This is a genomic window from Campylobacter sp. CFSAN093238 (genome assembly GCF_012898015.1).
Lineage (GTDB): Bacteria > Campylobacterota > Campylobacteria > Campylobacterales > Campylobacteraceae > Campylobacter_D > Campylobacter_D jejuni.
The window spans coordinates 556,885-569,930 of the sequence record NZ_CP040611.1; the positions used below are offsets into that span (position 1 = coordinate 556,885).

At 31.4% G+C, this 13,046-nt stretch carries 14 protein-coding genes, 2 tRNA genes and 1 pseudogene; 11 read left to right on the plus strand and 6 right to left on the minus strand.

Annotated features, from left to right (window positions below; all coding sequences use genetic code 11):
- The first annotated feature begins 1 nt into the window (after position 1).
- Together FBF21_RS03000 and FBF21_RS03005 are read left to right on the plus strand one after the other, a co-directional pair.
- On the plus strand, positions 2 to 1,069 hold the full coding sequence (locus tag FBF21_RS03000) for an HP0729 family protein (protein WP_168985438.1): 1,068 nt from the start codon (positions 2 to 4) through the stop codon (positions 1,067 to 1,069).
- A pseudogene (locus FBF21_RS03005) lies at positions 1,066 to 1,934 on the plus strand (YafY family protein). The gene FBF21_RS03000 and the pseudogene FBF21_RS03005 overlap by 4 nt, the downstream one beginning before the upstream one ends.
- A 21-nt stretch (positions 1,935 to 1,955) precedes the next feature.
- Here the strand turns inward: FBF21_RS03005 and FBF21_RS03010 are convergent.
- Positions 1,956 to 2,031, minus strand: a tRNA-Met gene (locus tag FBF21_RS03010).
- A 33-nt stretch (positions 2,032 to 2,064) separates the two neighbouring features.
- Positions 2,065 to 2,139: transfer RNA gene (locus FBF21_RS03015), tRNA-Gln, on the minus strand.
- A 92-nt stretch (positions 2,140 to 2,231) separates the two neighbouring features.
- Between FBF21_RS03015 and FBF21_RS03020 the strand changes: the two genes are divergently transcribed.
- From FBF21_RS03020 to lpxD, 5 genes are read left to right on the plus strand one after another with little or no spacing between them, the layout of a single operon-like run.
- A complete protein-coding gene (locus FBF21_RS03020; protein ID WP_002852104.1) occupies positions 2,232 to 3,251 on the plus strand; it encodes a bifunctional 3,4-dihydroxy-2-butanone 4-phosphate synthase/GTP cyclohydrolase II in 1,020 nt (339 codons plus the stop codon).
- A gap of 11 nt (positions 3,252 to 3,262) precedes the next feature.
- Positions 3,263 to 3,706, plus strand: coding sequence for a GatB/YqeY domain-containing protein (locus tag FBF21_RS03025; protein WP_002852081.1), 444 nt, complete (start codon positions 3,263 to 3,265; stop codon positions 3,704 to 3,706).
- A 17-nt stretch (positions 3,707 to 3,723) separates the two neighbouring features.
- Positions 3,724 to 5,424 carry an acetolactate synthase large subunit gene (locus FBF21_RS03030; RefSeq protein ID WP_002867695.1) on the plus strand — a complete coding sequence of 567 codons (1,701 nt, stop codon included), beginning with the start codon at positions 3,724 to 3,726 and terminating at the stop codon, positions 5,422 to 5,424.
- Positions 5,421 to 5,885: an acetolactate synthase small subunit gene (ilvN, locus tag FBF21_RS03035; RefSeq protein ID WP_002852211.1), complete on the plus strand. Its 465-nt coding sequence runs from the start codon at positions 5,421 to 5,423 to the stop codon at positions 5,883 to 5,885. The genes FBF21_RS03030 and ilvN overlap by 4 nt, the downstream gene beginning before the upstream one ends.
- On the plus strand, positions 5,882 to 6,847 hold the full coding sequence (gene lpxD / locus FBF21_RS03040) for a UDP-3-O-(3-hydroxymyristoyl)glucosamine N-acyltransferase (protein WP_002852180.1): 966 nt from the start codon (positions 5,882 to 5,884) through the stop codon (positions 6,845 to 6,847). The genes ilvN and lpxD overlap by 4 nt, the downstream gene beginning before the upstream one ends.
- Here the strand turns inward: lpxD and queA are convergent.
- Genes queA through hemW form a run of 4 tightly spaced genes read right to left on the minus strand, consistent with a single transcriptional unit; the run spans position 6,836 to position 10,128 of the window.
- Positions 6,836 to 7,864, minus strand: coding sequence for a tRNA preQ1(34) S-adenosylmethionine ribosyltransferase-isomerase QueA (queA, locus tag FBF21_RS03045; protein WP_002870115.1), 1,029 nt, complete (start codon positions 7,862 to 7,864; stop codon positions 6,836 to 6,838). The genes lpxD and queA overlap by 12 nt on opposite strands.
- Positions 7,857 to 8,594 (minus strand): twin-arginine translocase subunit TatC, encoded by a 738-nt coding sequence (gene tatC / locus FBF21_RS03050; RefSeq protein WP_002856930.1) that lies wholly within the window; start codon positions 8,592 to 8,594, stop codon positions 7,857 to 7,859. The genes queA and tatC overlap by 8 nt, the downstream gene beginning before the upstream one ends.
- Complete coding sequence (gene tatB, locus FBF21_RS03055) at positions 8,595 to 9,002, minus strand: Sec-independent protein translocase protein TatB (protein ID WP_002870117.1); 408 nt, start codon at positions 9,000 to 9,002, stop codon at positions 8,595 to 8,597. It lies immediately after the preceding gene.
- A 58-nt stretch (positions 9,003 to 9,060) separates the two neighbouring features.
- Positions 9,061 to 10,128 (minus strand): radical SAM family heme chaperone HemW, encoded by a 1,068-nt coding sequence (gene hemW, locus FBF21_RS03060; RefSeq protein WP_002870118.1) that lies wholly within the window; start codon positions 10,126 to 10,128, stop codon positions 9,061 to 9,063.
- A gap of 100 nt (positions 10,129 to 10,228) precedes the next feature.
- Between hemW and FBF21_RS03065 the strand changes: the two genes are divergently transcribed.
- The 4 genes from FBF21_RS03065 to FBF21_RS03080 are packed head-to-tail and all read left to right on the plus strand — an operon-like array spanning position 10,229 to position 13,045.
- On the plus strand, positions 10,229 to 10,699 hold the full coding sequence (locus FBF21_RS03065) for an RNA pyrophosphohydrolase (RefSeq protein WP_002854797.1): 471 nt from the start codon (positions 10,229 to 10,231) through the stop codon (positions 10,697 to 10,699).
- 1 nt (position 10,700) lies between these two features.
- The gene (locus tag FBF21_RS03070) at positions 10,701 to 11,903 is read left to right on the plus strand and encodes an aspartate kinase (RefSeq protein WP_002867698.1); all 1,203 of its coding nucleotides are present in this window, start codon (positions 10,701 to 10,703) and stop codon (positions 11,901 to 11,903) included.
- Positions 11,904 to 12,440: a HobA family DNA replication regulator gene (locus tag FBF21_RS03075; RefSeq protein WP_002861289.1), complete on the plus strand. Its 537-nt coding sequence runs from the start codon at positions 11,904 to 11,906 to the stop codon at positions 12,438 to 12,440.
- A gap of 5 nt (positions 12,441 to 12,445) precedes the next feature.
- Positions 12,446 to 13,045, plus strand: coding sequence for a DNA polymerase III subunit delta' (locus FBF21_RS03080; protein ID WP_002867699.1), 600 nt, complete (start codon positions 12,446 to 12,448; stop codon positions 13,043 to 13,045).
- Position 13,046 lies beyond the last annotated feature (1 nt).

Here is a 13,046-nt window from a genome sequence, read left to right on the forward strand (position 1 = left end):
CATGAACCACCTTTTAATCCTTTATAATCCCTACTATCAAGAAGATGTCATCAAGCAACATTTAAGCATTTTACAAGAAAAATCCCAAGTTGCCTTTGGCAAAATCAAATCAAAACTCAACGATCAAGAAAAGCAAAATTCCTTAGAAGAAATTTACCAAAGTACAAATGAAGAAAATTTCTTGCAACTCTTTTTAAGCGATTATGTTAATTTATTTGTCGCTAAGGTGGTAAAAATTTCTAAAAATGTTGATGAAAGTTTGATTCCTAGTTGTTATAAAGAAAAAAATTTAGAAGTGGAAGACTTTTTTATTATTAGTGATTTAAGAGAATTGGTCAGGGAAGATTTTAGTCGTTTAAGAGATAAATTTTTAGCCAATTTCATCACACCAAACGATCACACCTATGCTATCTATGGCAATAATTACACCTATCCTTTGCCTGTGAGATTAAAAGAAGAGTGTTCTTATTTTTTAGGAGATGAAAAGCATTATCTAAGTGTGTATAAAAGCAAAGAATACCTAGCCATGCAAGAAAATTTCATACGCTTTGTTTTTGGCAAAAGGATTTTTTATCTCTTACACTCTGATAGCATAAGCAATATCATTCATGCAGAATTAGAGCTTTTGCAAAGCGAAAACGATCTTTTAAATGATTTTACAAGCATTGTAGTCAAATACTCTAAAACCTTAGAATATGAAATTTACGCTTTTGCCAAAAAAGTTCTTTTAAAAGCTTGTATGAAAGATCCTAGCCTTTATGATTTAGCTTATAATGTCCAAGGCAAATCTTTTATACTTAAAGATTTTTTTACCCAAAAACCCAATCTTGGAAGTATTAAATTTCTACTCAGACATGAAAATATCCAATGTCATTTAGGAAAAAGTTTAACTCAATTTATCAATTATCCTTTTTCAAAAAGTCTTACTATCATTCAAGAAATCCGTAATGAAGCCGTTCATGCGAAAGCCCCAAGTTTAAATGAAGTCAAAAAACTTAGAAATGAAATTTTAGGCATAGAAGGCGTAAGTTTGTTAAAAAGCATTTTAACTCACAAGGAAATTTCATGAAAGAATACGACAAATTAAGTATACGCTTGGTGCAGATTTTATCAAAATTTAACAATGGAGAAAGTCTAAGCGCCCAAGAGCTTGCACAAGAGTTTAATGTCGATACAAGAACCATACAAAGGGATCTTAACGAAAGACTTGCTTTTATGCCTATTAAAAAAGAAAATGGAAGATATGTTTTAGAAAGCTTTGCTTTGGGAAAATTAAGCTTTAAAGATATACAAAATTTCGCCACCTTAAGTGGCGCTGAGCTTTATCCAAAACTCGATCAAGGCTTTATAGTTGATCTTTTAAGCCATAGGGTAAATAAAGTTTTGATGGTAAAAAATGAAGGTTTTCAAAAGGTGGATTATGAGCTTTTTAAAGATCTTGGTGTGGCTATACTCAAACACAATGTGTTAAATTTTTTCTATAAGGAAAAAGAACGCCAAATCAAACCTTACAAACTCGTAAATTACAAGGGAATTTGGTATCTTTTGGGGATGAAAACGATAAATTAAAACATTTTAATTTAGATAAAATTTCAAAACTTCGCACTAAAAATGAAAATTTTATTCCCAATGAAAAACTTGAGGAACAAATCCAAAATGATCCTAATATCTGGCTTGGAGAAAGCAAAGAAGTGATTTTAAAACTTGATAAAAATGCTAAGGAATATTTTTTTAGAAAAGAAATACTAAGCAATTGTCAAATCATTGATGAAGATGAAACAAACTATACTTTAAGCACTCAAGTTTCCTATGAAGATGAAATTTTACATTTGGTTAAACAGTGGATCCCCTATATAAAAATTCTAGCTCCTATAGAACTGAAAACACGGCTGGAGAATATTTTAAAAAGTTATTTAAACAATCTATCTAAATAAAATTTATTTTAAATCCATAACTGGTTGCGAAGGGGAGATTTGAACTCCCGACCTTCGGGTTATGAGCCCGACGAGCTAACCACTGCTCTACTTCGCGGCATATAAGATCTTTGAAATATAAAATAAGAAGTGGATGGGGTAAAGGGATTCGAACCCCTGAATGACAGGACCAAAACCTGTTGCCTTACCGCTTGGCGATACCCCAATAAATATTTTTTAAAAGTGTGATTATAATGAATTTTAATTTATTTGTCAAGCAATTTAAGTTATAATTTTAAAAATTTTGAGGAAATAAAAATGAAATTTGTTAGCGTAGAACAAGCGATTAAGGATTTACAAGCAGGAAAAATGCTTGTTATGGTAGATGCAGAAGATAGAGAAAATGAAGGCGATTTAATCTTTCCTGCGCAATTTAGTACTCAAGAAAAAGTAAATTTCATGATAAAAGAAGCTCGTGGTGTGGTTTGTGTAGCCTTAGATGAAACTTTGGCAAAAAAATTTGAACTTCCTTTAATGGTGCCTAAAAATACTTCAAACCACGAAACTGCTTTTACTATAACCGTAGATGCAAAAGATGCTACAACGGGAGTTAGCGCCTATGAAAGAAATATGACTATACAAATTTTTGCCGATGATAATGCTAAGGCGAGTGATTTTGTAAGACCAGGGCATATCAATCCTTTAATCGCAAAAAAAGGTGGGGTTTTAGAACGCACAGGTCATACAGAAGGCACGGTTGATCTTTGTAAATTAGCAGGATTAAAAGGTGCTTGTGTGATTTGTGAAATTGTAAAAGATAATGGAGATATGGCAAGAAGAGAAGATCTAGAAATTTTTTGCCAAAAACATGATTTAAATATGATAGCCGTAAGCGATCTTATAGAATATCGCCTAAAACATGAAAGTCTTATTAAGCTTGAAGAAAAAAGTCAAAGTGTTTTAGCAGGCTTTAAAGCAGAAAAATTTATCTTTAGTGATCATAATCAAACCCAACACATAGCTTTTTGCTTTAAAGATATCAAAAAATGTGAAAATGTTAAATTTCATATCAGTGGTAGTGATTTTGAGCTTTTAACTTCAGATAAATTTTCAAAACTTTTAGAGCAAATCAAATTTCTTAGTGAAAATGGTGGCGTTATAGTTTTCATGCAAGGAGAAAAATCCAGCACCACTCAATACAAAAACTATGGTATAGGAGCACAGATTTTAAGATATTTTGGTATAGAAGAAATTAAACTTTTATCTCAAAGTTGTGATAAAGACTATATAGGCTTAGAAGGTTTTGGTTTAAACCTTAAAGCTTGTAATTTTAACTAAAAAGGAAAAAAATGACTTTAAAAGAACAAATTTTAAACGATATCAAAGAGGCAATGAAACAAAAAGATGATTTTAAAAGAGATAGTTTAAGAACTCTAAATGCAGCTTTTAAGCAAATAGAAGTGGATGAAAGAATAGAGTTGGATAATGAAAGAATTTATAAAATCATTGCAAGTGAAATCAAAAAACGCAAAGACGCAATCGAACTTTATCTTAAGGCAAATCGTGAAGATTTAGCACAAAAAGAACAAAATGAAATAAGTCTTTTTGAAATTTATCTGCCTAAACAACTAAGTGATGAGGAGTTAACTTTAGCCTTAAAACAACTTATAGAAGAATTGGGCGTAAGTTCACTAAAAGAACAAGGTTTGGTAATGAAAGAAGCTAAAATAAAATTAGGTGCGAGTGTTGATGGCAAAAGACTTAATTTAGCACTTAAAGAGCTTTTACAATAATTTTTTGGAGTGTTATTATGAAAGAGTTAAGCGGTTCGGCAATGATTTGCGAGGCTTTAAAAGAAGAAAATGTTAAAATTGTTTTTGGTTATCCTGGAGGCGCTGCGCTTAATATTTATGATGAAATTTACAATCAAAAGTATTTTAAACATATTTTAGTGCGTCATGAACAAGCGGCTTTGCATGCTGCTGATGCTTACGCAAGAATGAGCGGAGAAGTGGGCGTAGCTATAGTTACAAGCGGACCAGGTTTTACAAATACTATTACAGGTCTAGCTACGGCTTATAGCGATTCTATCCCTTTGGTGTTGATTTCAGGGCAGGTGGCAAATTCTCTTATTGGTACAGATGCTTTTCAAGAAATTGATGCAGTAGGCATTTCAAGACCTTGTGTAAAGCATAATTATTTAGTTACTTGTATAGAAGAGTTTCCACGCATTTTAAAAGAGGCTTTTTATATAGCAAGAAGTGGTAGACCTGGGCCTGTGCATATAGATGTGCCAAAAGACGTAAGTGCAACTTTGGGACTTTGGGAATACTCTAAAGAAATTTCCATGAAGACTTATAAGCCCGTTTATAAGGGTAACTCAAAGCAAATTAAAAAATTTGCAGAGCTTTTAAAAGAAGCAAAAAGACCTTTGTTTTACTTAGGTGGAGGTTGCATCAGTTCTAATGCAAGCGAGCAAATCAGAGAGCTTATAAAATTTACAAAAATTCCAGCAGTTGAAACTTTGATGGCGCTTGGAACTTTAAGAAGTGATGATGTTTTTAATCTTAAAATGGCAGGTATGCATGGAAGCTATGCTGCTAATATGGCTTTAAGTGAGTGTGATTTGCTTGTGAGTGTAGGAGCGAGATTTGATGATAGGATTACAGGAAAAACAAGTGAATTTGCTAAACATGCGACTATAGTTCATGTTGATATTGATCCTAGTTCTATTTCAAAGATTATCAATGCGCATTATCCTATAGTAGGAGATATTAAAGAAGTTCTTAAAGAGCTTTTAGAAGAGCTTAAAAAGGAAAATTTCAACACAACTTTTAAAGAATGGCACGAAACTTTAAAGCGTTATAATGAACTTTATCCGCTTTCTTATGAAGATAGCAATGAGATTTTAAAACCGCAATGGGTGATTGAAGAATGTGCGAAAATGGCTCCAGATGCAAGGATTATTACCGATGTGGGTCAGCATCAAATGTGGGTGGCACAGTTTTATCCTTTTAATTATCCAAGACAACTTGCAACAAGTGGAGGGCAAGGAACTATGGGATATTCTTTACCTGCTGCTTTGGGTGCAAAGCTTGCCGTGGGTGAAGAAGTGGTGATTAATTTCGTAGGTGATGGATCGGTTTTAATGAATATCCAAGAGCTTATGACTGCTTATGAGTATGGTATAAAAACTATAAATATTATTTTAAATAATGCCTTTTTAGGTATGGTAAGACAATGGCAAAGTATGTTTTATAAAGAGCATTTTTCACAAACTGATTTAAGCACTCAGCCTGATTTTATCAAAATTGCTCAAGGTTTTGGTTGTGAAGGTTATGAAATTTCAAGCAAAGAAGAATTCATTCAAGCTTTTAGCCAAGCTTTAAAAAGTGATAAAACCTCTCTTTTAAATGTAAAAATTGATCGCTTTGAAGATGTTTTACCTATGGTGCCTGCAGGAGGTGCGATTTATAATATGATTTTACCAAAGGCAAAGGATAGACAATGAGAAGGGTTTTATCGGTAATTGTTTTAAATGAGCATGGGGTTTTATCTCGTATAGTAGGACTTTTTTCAGGAAGAGGTTATAATATTGACTCGCTTACAGTAGCACCTTTGGAAAATAAAGAATTTTCTCGTATTAATATAGTCACCTCAGGAAATGAAAGAACTTTTGAGCAGATAGTCAAACAACTTCATAAGCTCATTCCTACTTATAAAGTGATAGAAAGTGAAGAATTTATTGACAAAGAAATGGCTTTAGTGAAAATTCCTTTAAATGAAAATTTAGGTGGACTTGATGCCGTTTTGAAAGCTTATAATGGTACTATTGCAAATAGCAATGAGAATTTTTTGTTTTTAATGGTTGCTGATGATGCAAATCGCATTGATAATTTTTTAAAAACAATTAAAAAATACAATCCTAGTGATATAGTTCGCAGTGGATCTGTTTTGATGGAGATTAAATGAAATTAAGTGAAATAGCAGAATTTTTAAGCTTGGAATATAAAGGCGAGGATATAGAAATCAGTGCTTTAAATTCTTTATTGAAAGCAAATTTTACAGAGCTTACTTATTGTGATGGTGAGAAAAATACCAAAGATATACCTCACACAGGAGCTGCTGCTATTTTAGTATCTAAAGAATATGAAAATTTAGTACCTAAAGATACTAAAGCTTTGATTACTCAAAGTCCACATTTGAGTTTTGCTTTTTTAAGCAAGCTTTTTGCTAAACCTTTGATAAGCACAGCTAAAGAAAAAGTACAAAATATCGCAAAAAGCGCAAGAATCATGCCTAATGTTTATATAGGTGATAATGTAAATATCGGTGAAAATGTAATCATTATGGCGGGAGCTTATATAGGCGATAATGTCAGCATTGGTGATGAGAGTATTATCCATCCTAATGTAGTGATTTATAATGATACTAAAATCGGTAAAAAATGTCATTTGCTTGCCAATTGTGTAATAGGAAGCGATGGCTTTGGTTATGCGCACAATAAAAACGGCGAACATTATAAAATTTATCATAATGGCAATGTGGTTTTAGAAGATTTTGTAGAAGTGGGGGCTTGTACAACTATAGATAGAGCAGTTTTTGATAGTACTATTATCAAAGCAGGTACTAAGGTAGACAATCTAGTTCAAATCGGACATAATTGCAATATAGGTCAAAATTGTATCATTGTGGCACAAACTGGAATTTCAGGTTCAAGTGAGTTAGGACGCAATGTTATTATGGGTGGTCAAAGTGCAACGAGTGGACATTTAAAAATAGGCGATTTTAGTACTATAGCTGCAAGAGGCGGTGTGAGTAAAAATTTAGAAGGCGGGCGTGTTTATGGAGGTTTTCCTATCATGCTTCAAAAAGATTGGCTAAAACTTCAAGCTAAAATAGCAATAAATTTTAAAGAAAAATCACAAGATTAACATCGCATCGCCATAAGAGTAAAAGCGATATTTTTCTTTTATGGCGAGTTCATAAAGTTTTAAACACTGTTCTCTACCGATAAAAGCTGAAACTAGCATGATAAGAGTAGATTTTGGTAAATGAAAATTGGTTAAAAGATGATTTTGTCTTATAGGTGGATTTTGCGGGTGTAAAAAAAGATCACAAAAACCATTTTTTGTTTTAGTTCTTGCATAATATTCTATGGTTCTTGTTACCGTTGTTCCTACGCCTAAAATAGCTTGTTTAGAATCTATAATTTCACATGCTTGCTGCGGAATATTAAAAAATTCGCTATGCATTTTATGCTCTTGTATATTTTCGCATTCCACGCTTTTAAAGGTTCCAGCTCCTACATGTAAGGTTAAATGATAAATTTCGTGTTTTTTTCTTAAATTTTCAAGCATAGTCTCACTAAAATGTAAACTTGCAGTCGGAGCAGCCACTGCACCTAAATTTTTTGCAAAGATACTTTGATAATCTTTCAAATCACTTTTTTCATCCTCCCTTTTAATATAAGGAGGCAAGGGTATATGTCCTATCTTGTCAAGCAGGTTGTAAAGATTTGAGGTGTCTAAGGTTTTATCATTTTGAAAAAATTGAACTTTTCGAAGACCATCATTTAAAAGTTCTACAACGCGTACTTTTAAATCATCTTTAAAATATAAGATTTCATCTTTTTTAACACGCCCTTTAATTTGAGCTAGAAAAAGCGGATCGTGAGAATTTAAAAAAGGTTGATGCAAGAAAAGCTCTATTTTTCCTCCGCTTGCTTTATTGCCATAAATTCTTGCTTTAATAACTTTGGTATCATTGAAAAAAATCGCGCAGTTGGGTAAAAAGTCTTGTAAATTTTTAAAAGTAGTATGAAAAATTTCTTTGTTTTTGCGATCAAAAACCAAAAGCCTAGCATCTTCTTTTGGATTTGTAGGATAGTTGGCTATGAGTTCATTAGCTAGAGTGTAATCATAGCTTGAAAGAAGTAAGTCTTTATTCATCACTTTCTTTATCTTTTGGAGCAGGATTTACCTTTTGAACAATTAAAATAGAAAGTCCATAAAGTCCGCAAAGTGGTCCTGCCATTAAAAATTGAGATAAAACATCAGGTGGAGTCATAAAGGCTGAAAAAACAAAAATAACTAAAACAGCTATGCGAAAATGGCGTTTTAAAAAACTATCATCTATAAGTCCGATTTTAGCAAAGAAAAAGGCAATTACAGGCATTTCAAAAGCTAAGCCAAAAGCCACAACAACTTTCGTAAAAAAATCTACATAAGTTCCTATGGTAATCACAGGATTAAAATCTTCATTTAAACCAAAATTAATTAAAAATTTAAAAGCCAAAGGCACTACAACAAAATAGCAAAAACAAGCCCCCAAGGCAAACATAATGCTTGCAAAGCTAACAAAAGGCACCACAAGGCGTTTTTCATTATCATAAAGTCCTGGAGCTACAAATTTCCAAAATTGCCAAAAAATTACAGGTAGAGAAAAGATAAAGGCTGCAAAAAAACTAACCTTCATTGCGGTAAATAAGGCTTCTTGTACTTCAATTACATTCACATGTTTGGCTACTTCGGGTAAAACAGCTATAAGTGGAGCTTTTAAAATATCTAAGATATAGCTTCGTAGAGCAAAACATACAATAAACATAACTACAATGCAAGCAACGCTTATAAAAAGGCGTTTTCTAAGTTCTATTAAATGAGGTCTTAATTCTTCAAACATTTATTTTTCCGTTTTATCTTGTGTTTCTAATTTGCTAAGATTTGGTTTTTCCTCTGTATTTAAATTTTGTCCGCTAAGGTTATTTTTTACTTTATCATCTCTGCTATCAAAGGTTAAATCTACCTTTGTTTTATCTAAAATATCTCTTTTAAGGTCATCAAATTCTTCAAAACTGAGTTTTTTGCGTATATTTTCATTAGTGCTTGAAAATTCATCTTTGTATTTCTTAGCTTCTTCTTTTAAGTCATTGATGCGTATTTCTTTTTCTATGCTTGATTTTGCATCATCTATGTTGCGTTTTACAGCCTTTAGAATTTTTGCTATTTGCACTATAGCTTCTGGAAGTTTATCAGGCCCTAAGACTAAAATCGCTACAACTAAAATAACTATAATTTCACCAAAACTCATTAATCGTTACTCTTTGATTTGATATTTTAAATAAATATTTTACTTAAAAAACTTAAATTTAAGATGAGAGATATAAAGCAAGTTCGTCGCTAATGAGAAAATTAGGATTAAAATATCTTTTATTTTTGTAAAAGAGTTTTTTTTCTTTTAATAATATATTTATTTTGTCTTTTTGCCATTGATTGAGTTTTGTTTCATCAATCCCTACTATACTTCTAAGTCCTAAAAATAGGTGTTCTAAATTCAAGTCTTTAGAGCTTAGTTGCTCTATAGATCTAAAAGTGGGATTTTCTATGTAATTTTTTAAATTTTTTGCTGTATAAAAACGCTTATTTTCATAAAATCCTACCGCACTTAATCCACAAGCTAGGTAGTTTTTTCCTTGCCAATAAGCAAGATTATGTTTGCAAATTTGGGCTTTGGTTTTTGAAAAATTGCTGATTTCATATTGAAAAAAGTCAAGCTCTAGAAGTTGTTTGATAAAAAATTTCATTAAATTAGGAGCATTTTTTTTGAAATGTTCTTTTTTGGCAAAGGCTGTGTTTGATTCTATGGTTAAATTATAAGCACTAAGGTGTGTGATTAAAGCCTTGATTTGTTTTAAGTGTAAGAGTTCAAATTCAAGCATTTTTTTATTGTCTAATTTTGTATCATAAATAAGATCTAAATTGATATTTTTAAAACCTACTTTATTTGCATTTTCTAATGCTTTGATAATCATTTCTTGATTGTGAATTCTTCCAAGAAAGTGAAGTTTTTTAGGATGAAAACTTTGAGCTCCAAAAGAAATGCGATTAACTCCTAGATTTTTCATATTTTTAAGCCAATTTAATGTTGCTGAGTTGGGATTAGCTTCGCATGAAATTTCTACATTTTTATCTAGTAAGGGATATAAAATTTTAAAAATATCTTCATAATTATACGCATCGACACAACTTGGTGTTCCTCCGCCTATGAATAAGGTTTTAATTTGATTTGATTGAATGTTAAATTGTTTTAATTGAAAAACAATATCTTCTTTTAAAGCCTGAAAATAGGCTTTTTCATAATCATTTTTTTTCAAACTTGTAAAAGCGCAATAATTACATTTGCTTTCACAAAATGGAATATGGATATAAAAATGCATAAAAACCCTAAAATATTTTATTAAATTTTTAATGTATTTTAATAAAAATTTGATTTGATTTAGGTTAAAATTATATCCTTGAGATTTAAGGAAAAATATTGTGGAAAACGAGAAAAATTATAGACCAAATGTTGCAGCTATTGTTTTATCAAGTTCTTATCCTTTCGAGTGTAAGATTTTTATAGCTAAAAGAAGTGATATGGATAATATTTGGCAATTTCCACAAGGAGGCATTGATAAAGGTGAAAGTGTCAAAAACGCTTTATTTAGAGAATTAAAAGAAGAAATAGGCACTGATGAGGTTGAAATCATTGCTGAGTATCCAGAATGGTTGAGTTATGATTTTCCGAGTAAAATTGTTAAAAAAATGTATCCTTATGATGGGCAGATTCAAAAATATTTTTTAGTGCGTTTAAAGCACGGTGCTACAATCAATATCAATACCAAGCATCCTGAATTTGATGATTATCAATTTGTGAGTGTTAAACAAATTTTTGAAATGATTAATCATTTCAAAAAAAATATTTATGTTAAAGTGATCAAATATTTTGAAGAGAAAGGTTATATCTAAAATGCTTATAGTTCAAAAATATGGTGGAACAAGCGTTGGAACACTTGAGCGTATCGAAGCAGTAGCCAATAGGGTTATCCAAAGTGTGCAACAGGGTGATCAACTTGTTGTTGTAGTATCTGCAATGAGTGGGGTGACAAATACTCTTATCGAGCAAGCTGAATATTTTAGTAAAACTCCTAATGGTAAAGATATGGATATGCTTTTAAGCAGTGGAGAGCGTGTAAGCTGTGCTTTACTTTCTATTGCTTTAAATGAAAAGGGTTATCCTGCTATATCATTTTCTGGGAGAAAAGCGGGAATTATTACAGATAGTGTTTTTACAAAGGCAAGAATTCATCATATTGATACAAAAGCGATAAAATCAGAACTTCAAAATGGTAAAATAGTCGTTATAGCAGGTTTTCAAGGTGTAGATGAGGAAGGTAATGTAACTACCTTAGGGCGTGGTGGAAGCGACTTAAGTGCTGTGGCGGTAGCAGGTGCCTTAAATGCGGATTTGTGTGAAATTTATACCGATGTTGATGGGGTTTATACAACAGATCCAAGAATTGAACCAAAGGCAAAGAAATTGGATAAAATTTCTTATGAAGAAATGCTTGAACTTGCAAGTTTGGGTGCAAAAGTTTTGCAAAATCGCTCTGTAGAGCTTGCAAAAAAATTAAATGTTAACTTAGTAACTAGAAGTAGTTTTAACAATAACGAAGGAACAATGATAACAAAGGAAGATGGAATGGAACAAGCTTTAGTAAGTGGTATTGCTTTGGATAAAAATCAAGCAAGAGTGACTTTAAGAAATGTAGAAGATAAGCCTGGAATCGCAGCTGAAATTTTTTCTGTTTTGGCAAATGAAAATATTAATGTAGATATGATTATACAAAATGTTGGAGTTGATGGCGCTACAAATTTGGGTTTTACAGTTCCTCAAAATGAACTTGAATTAGCCAAAAATGCTATGCAAAAAATTTTAAGCTCAAAAACAACTATAGAAAGTGATAGTGCTGTAGTAAAAGTTTCTATAGTCGGCGTAGGCATGAAATCACATTCAGGAGTGGCAAGTAAAGCTTTTAAAGCTTTAGCTGATGAGGGGATTAATATCGGTATGATTTCTACTAGTGAAATTAAAATTTCAATGATAGTTCATGAAAAATACGGAGAACTTGCAGTTAGAGCACTACATGAGTGCTACGGACTTGATAAATAAATGAGTGATTTTTTAAGTTTTACTCTTGAAAATATTCGCAATGGCGGAGCTTTTATGGCATGGTTGGAGTCGCGTCGTTTAGAATGGGCTCCTTTGATGGCTGCAAGACTTAAATATCTTTTAGAGGGACGCACTTTTGTCTTAATGTGCGATGAACAAAGATCTTGGTATGAAGAGTATTTTTTAAAAAATATAAATTCAAAAGCCGCTCGTCCTATGCTTCCTTTTGTGTCGTTAAATTCTTTATGCAAGAAGAAAGTACAAAGTTCAGAAGATATAGCTTTACTTAATGACTTGCTTGACATTTCTTTTCCTAATGGTTATGTGTATTTTTATATAGGAAGTGCTTCTGATAATAAATCTTTAATCGCTAAATCAAGAGATGATAGTTTATTGTGGCTTTTTGATGAGCAGTTACAAGATAGTTTTTATTTAAATTCTAAAGATAAAGACTTGGATATCAAGCTTATTAGTTTATATCAACTTTTTGATGTAAGTTTGGATGCAATATTATTTTCCAAGGTGCAATTAGGATAAATATTTTGTTTATTAGTAAGATTATTATCAGCGAAGATTTTTTAGGTATTAAAGAAGAAATGATTAATAATTTTGGTATTAAAAAATTAAGATTTTTTATGCCACAAAATGAATTTTTACTTGATGATGCAAGAGCGGTTGAAAAAGAAAGCTATATTGCAGAAACTGAAGAAAAAATTATTGTTTTAATGGCGGATTCTTATAGGATAGAAGCACAAAATTTTTTACTTAAACTTCTTGAAGAGCCTCCAAAAAATATTAAATTTCTTATTGTGGTACCTTCTAAAAATTTACTTTTACCTACCATAAAATCGCGTCTTATTTGCGAAAAAAGAAAAGTTGAAAAGGAAGTTAAAAAACTTGATTTAGATCTTAAAAGAATGGATTTAAGAATGCTTTTTGATTTTTTGCAAAAAAATGAAAATTTGGATAAAAATGAACTTATGGATCAAATCGCATTACTTGCTAAAGAATGTGTGAAATATAAAGATTTTAATGCTGAAGAATTAGAGTTTTTTTATGAAGGCTATGAGCTTGCAAAATTAAATTCTAAAAGCGGGGTGCTTTTAGCTACTCTTTTGTTAAATTACTATACAAAGAAATAAA

Excerpts from the sequence above, each read along its gene's own strand:
- FBF21_RS03030 (WP_002867695.1), top strand. The coding sequence starts at position 3,724 with ATGAAAGAGTTAAGCGGTTCGGCAATGATTTGCGAGGCTTTAAAAGAA.
- FBF21_RS03025 (WP_002852081.1), top strand. The coding sequence starts at position 3,263 with ATGACTTTAAAAGAACAAATTTTAAACGATATCAAAGAGGCAATGAAA.
- lpxD (WP_002852180.1), top strand. The coding sequence starts at position 5,882 with ATGAAATTAAGTGAAATAGCAGAATTTTTAAGCTTGGAATATAAAGGC.
- FBF21_RS03000 (WP_168985438.1), top strand. The coding sequence starts at position 2 with ATGAACCACCTTTTAATCCTTTATAATCCCTACTATCAAGAAGATGTC.
- tatB (WP_002870117.1), bottom strand. The coding sequence starts at position 9,002 with ATGAGTTTTGGTGAAATTATAGTTATTTTAGTTGTAGCGATTTTAGTC.
- ilvN (WP_002852211.1), top strand. The coding sequence starts at position 5,421 with ATGAGAAGGGTTTTATCGGTAATTGTTTTAAATGAGCATGGGGTTTTA.
- queA (WP_002870115.1), bottom strand. The coding sequence starts at position 7,864 with ATGAATAAAGACTTACTTCTTTCAAGCTATGATTACACTCTAGCTAAT.
- tatC (WP_002856930.1), bottom strand. The coding sequence starts at position 8,594 with ATGTTTGAAGAATTAAGACCTCATTTAATAGAACTTAGAAAACGCCTT.
- hemW (WP_002870118.1), bottom strand. The coding sequence starts at position 10,128 with ATGCATTTTTATATCCATATTCCATTTTGTGAAAGCAAATGTAATTAT.
- FBF21_RS03075 (WP_002861289.1), top strand. The coding sequence starts at position 11,904 with ATGAGTGATTTTTTAAGTTTTACTCTTGAAAATATTCGCAATGGCGGA.
- FBF21_RS03070 (WP_002867698.1), top strand. The coding sequence starts at position 10,701 with ATGCTTATAGTTCAAAAATATGGTGGAACAAGCGTTGGAACACTTGAG.
- FBF21_RS03020 (WP_002852104.1), top strand. The coding sequence starts at position 2,232 with ATGAAATTTGTTAGCGTAGAACAAGCGATTAAGGATTTACAAGCAGGA.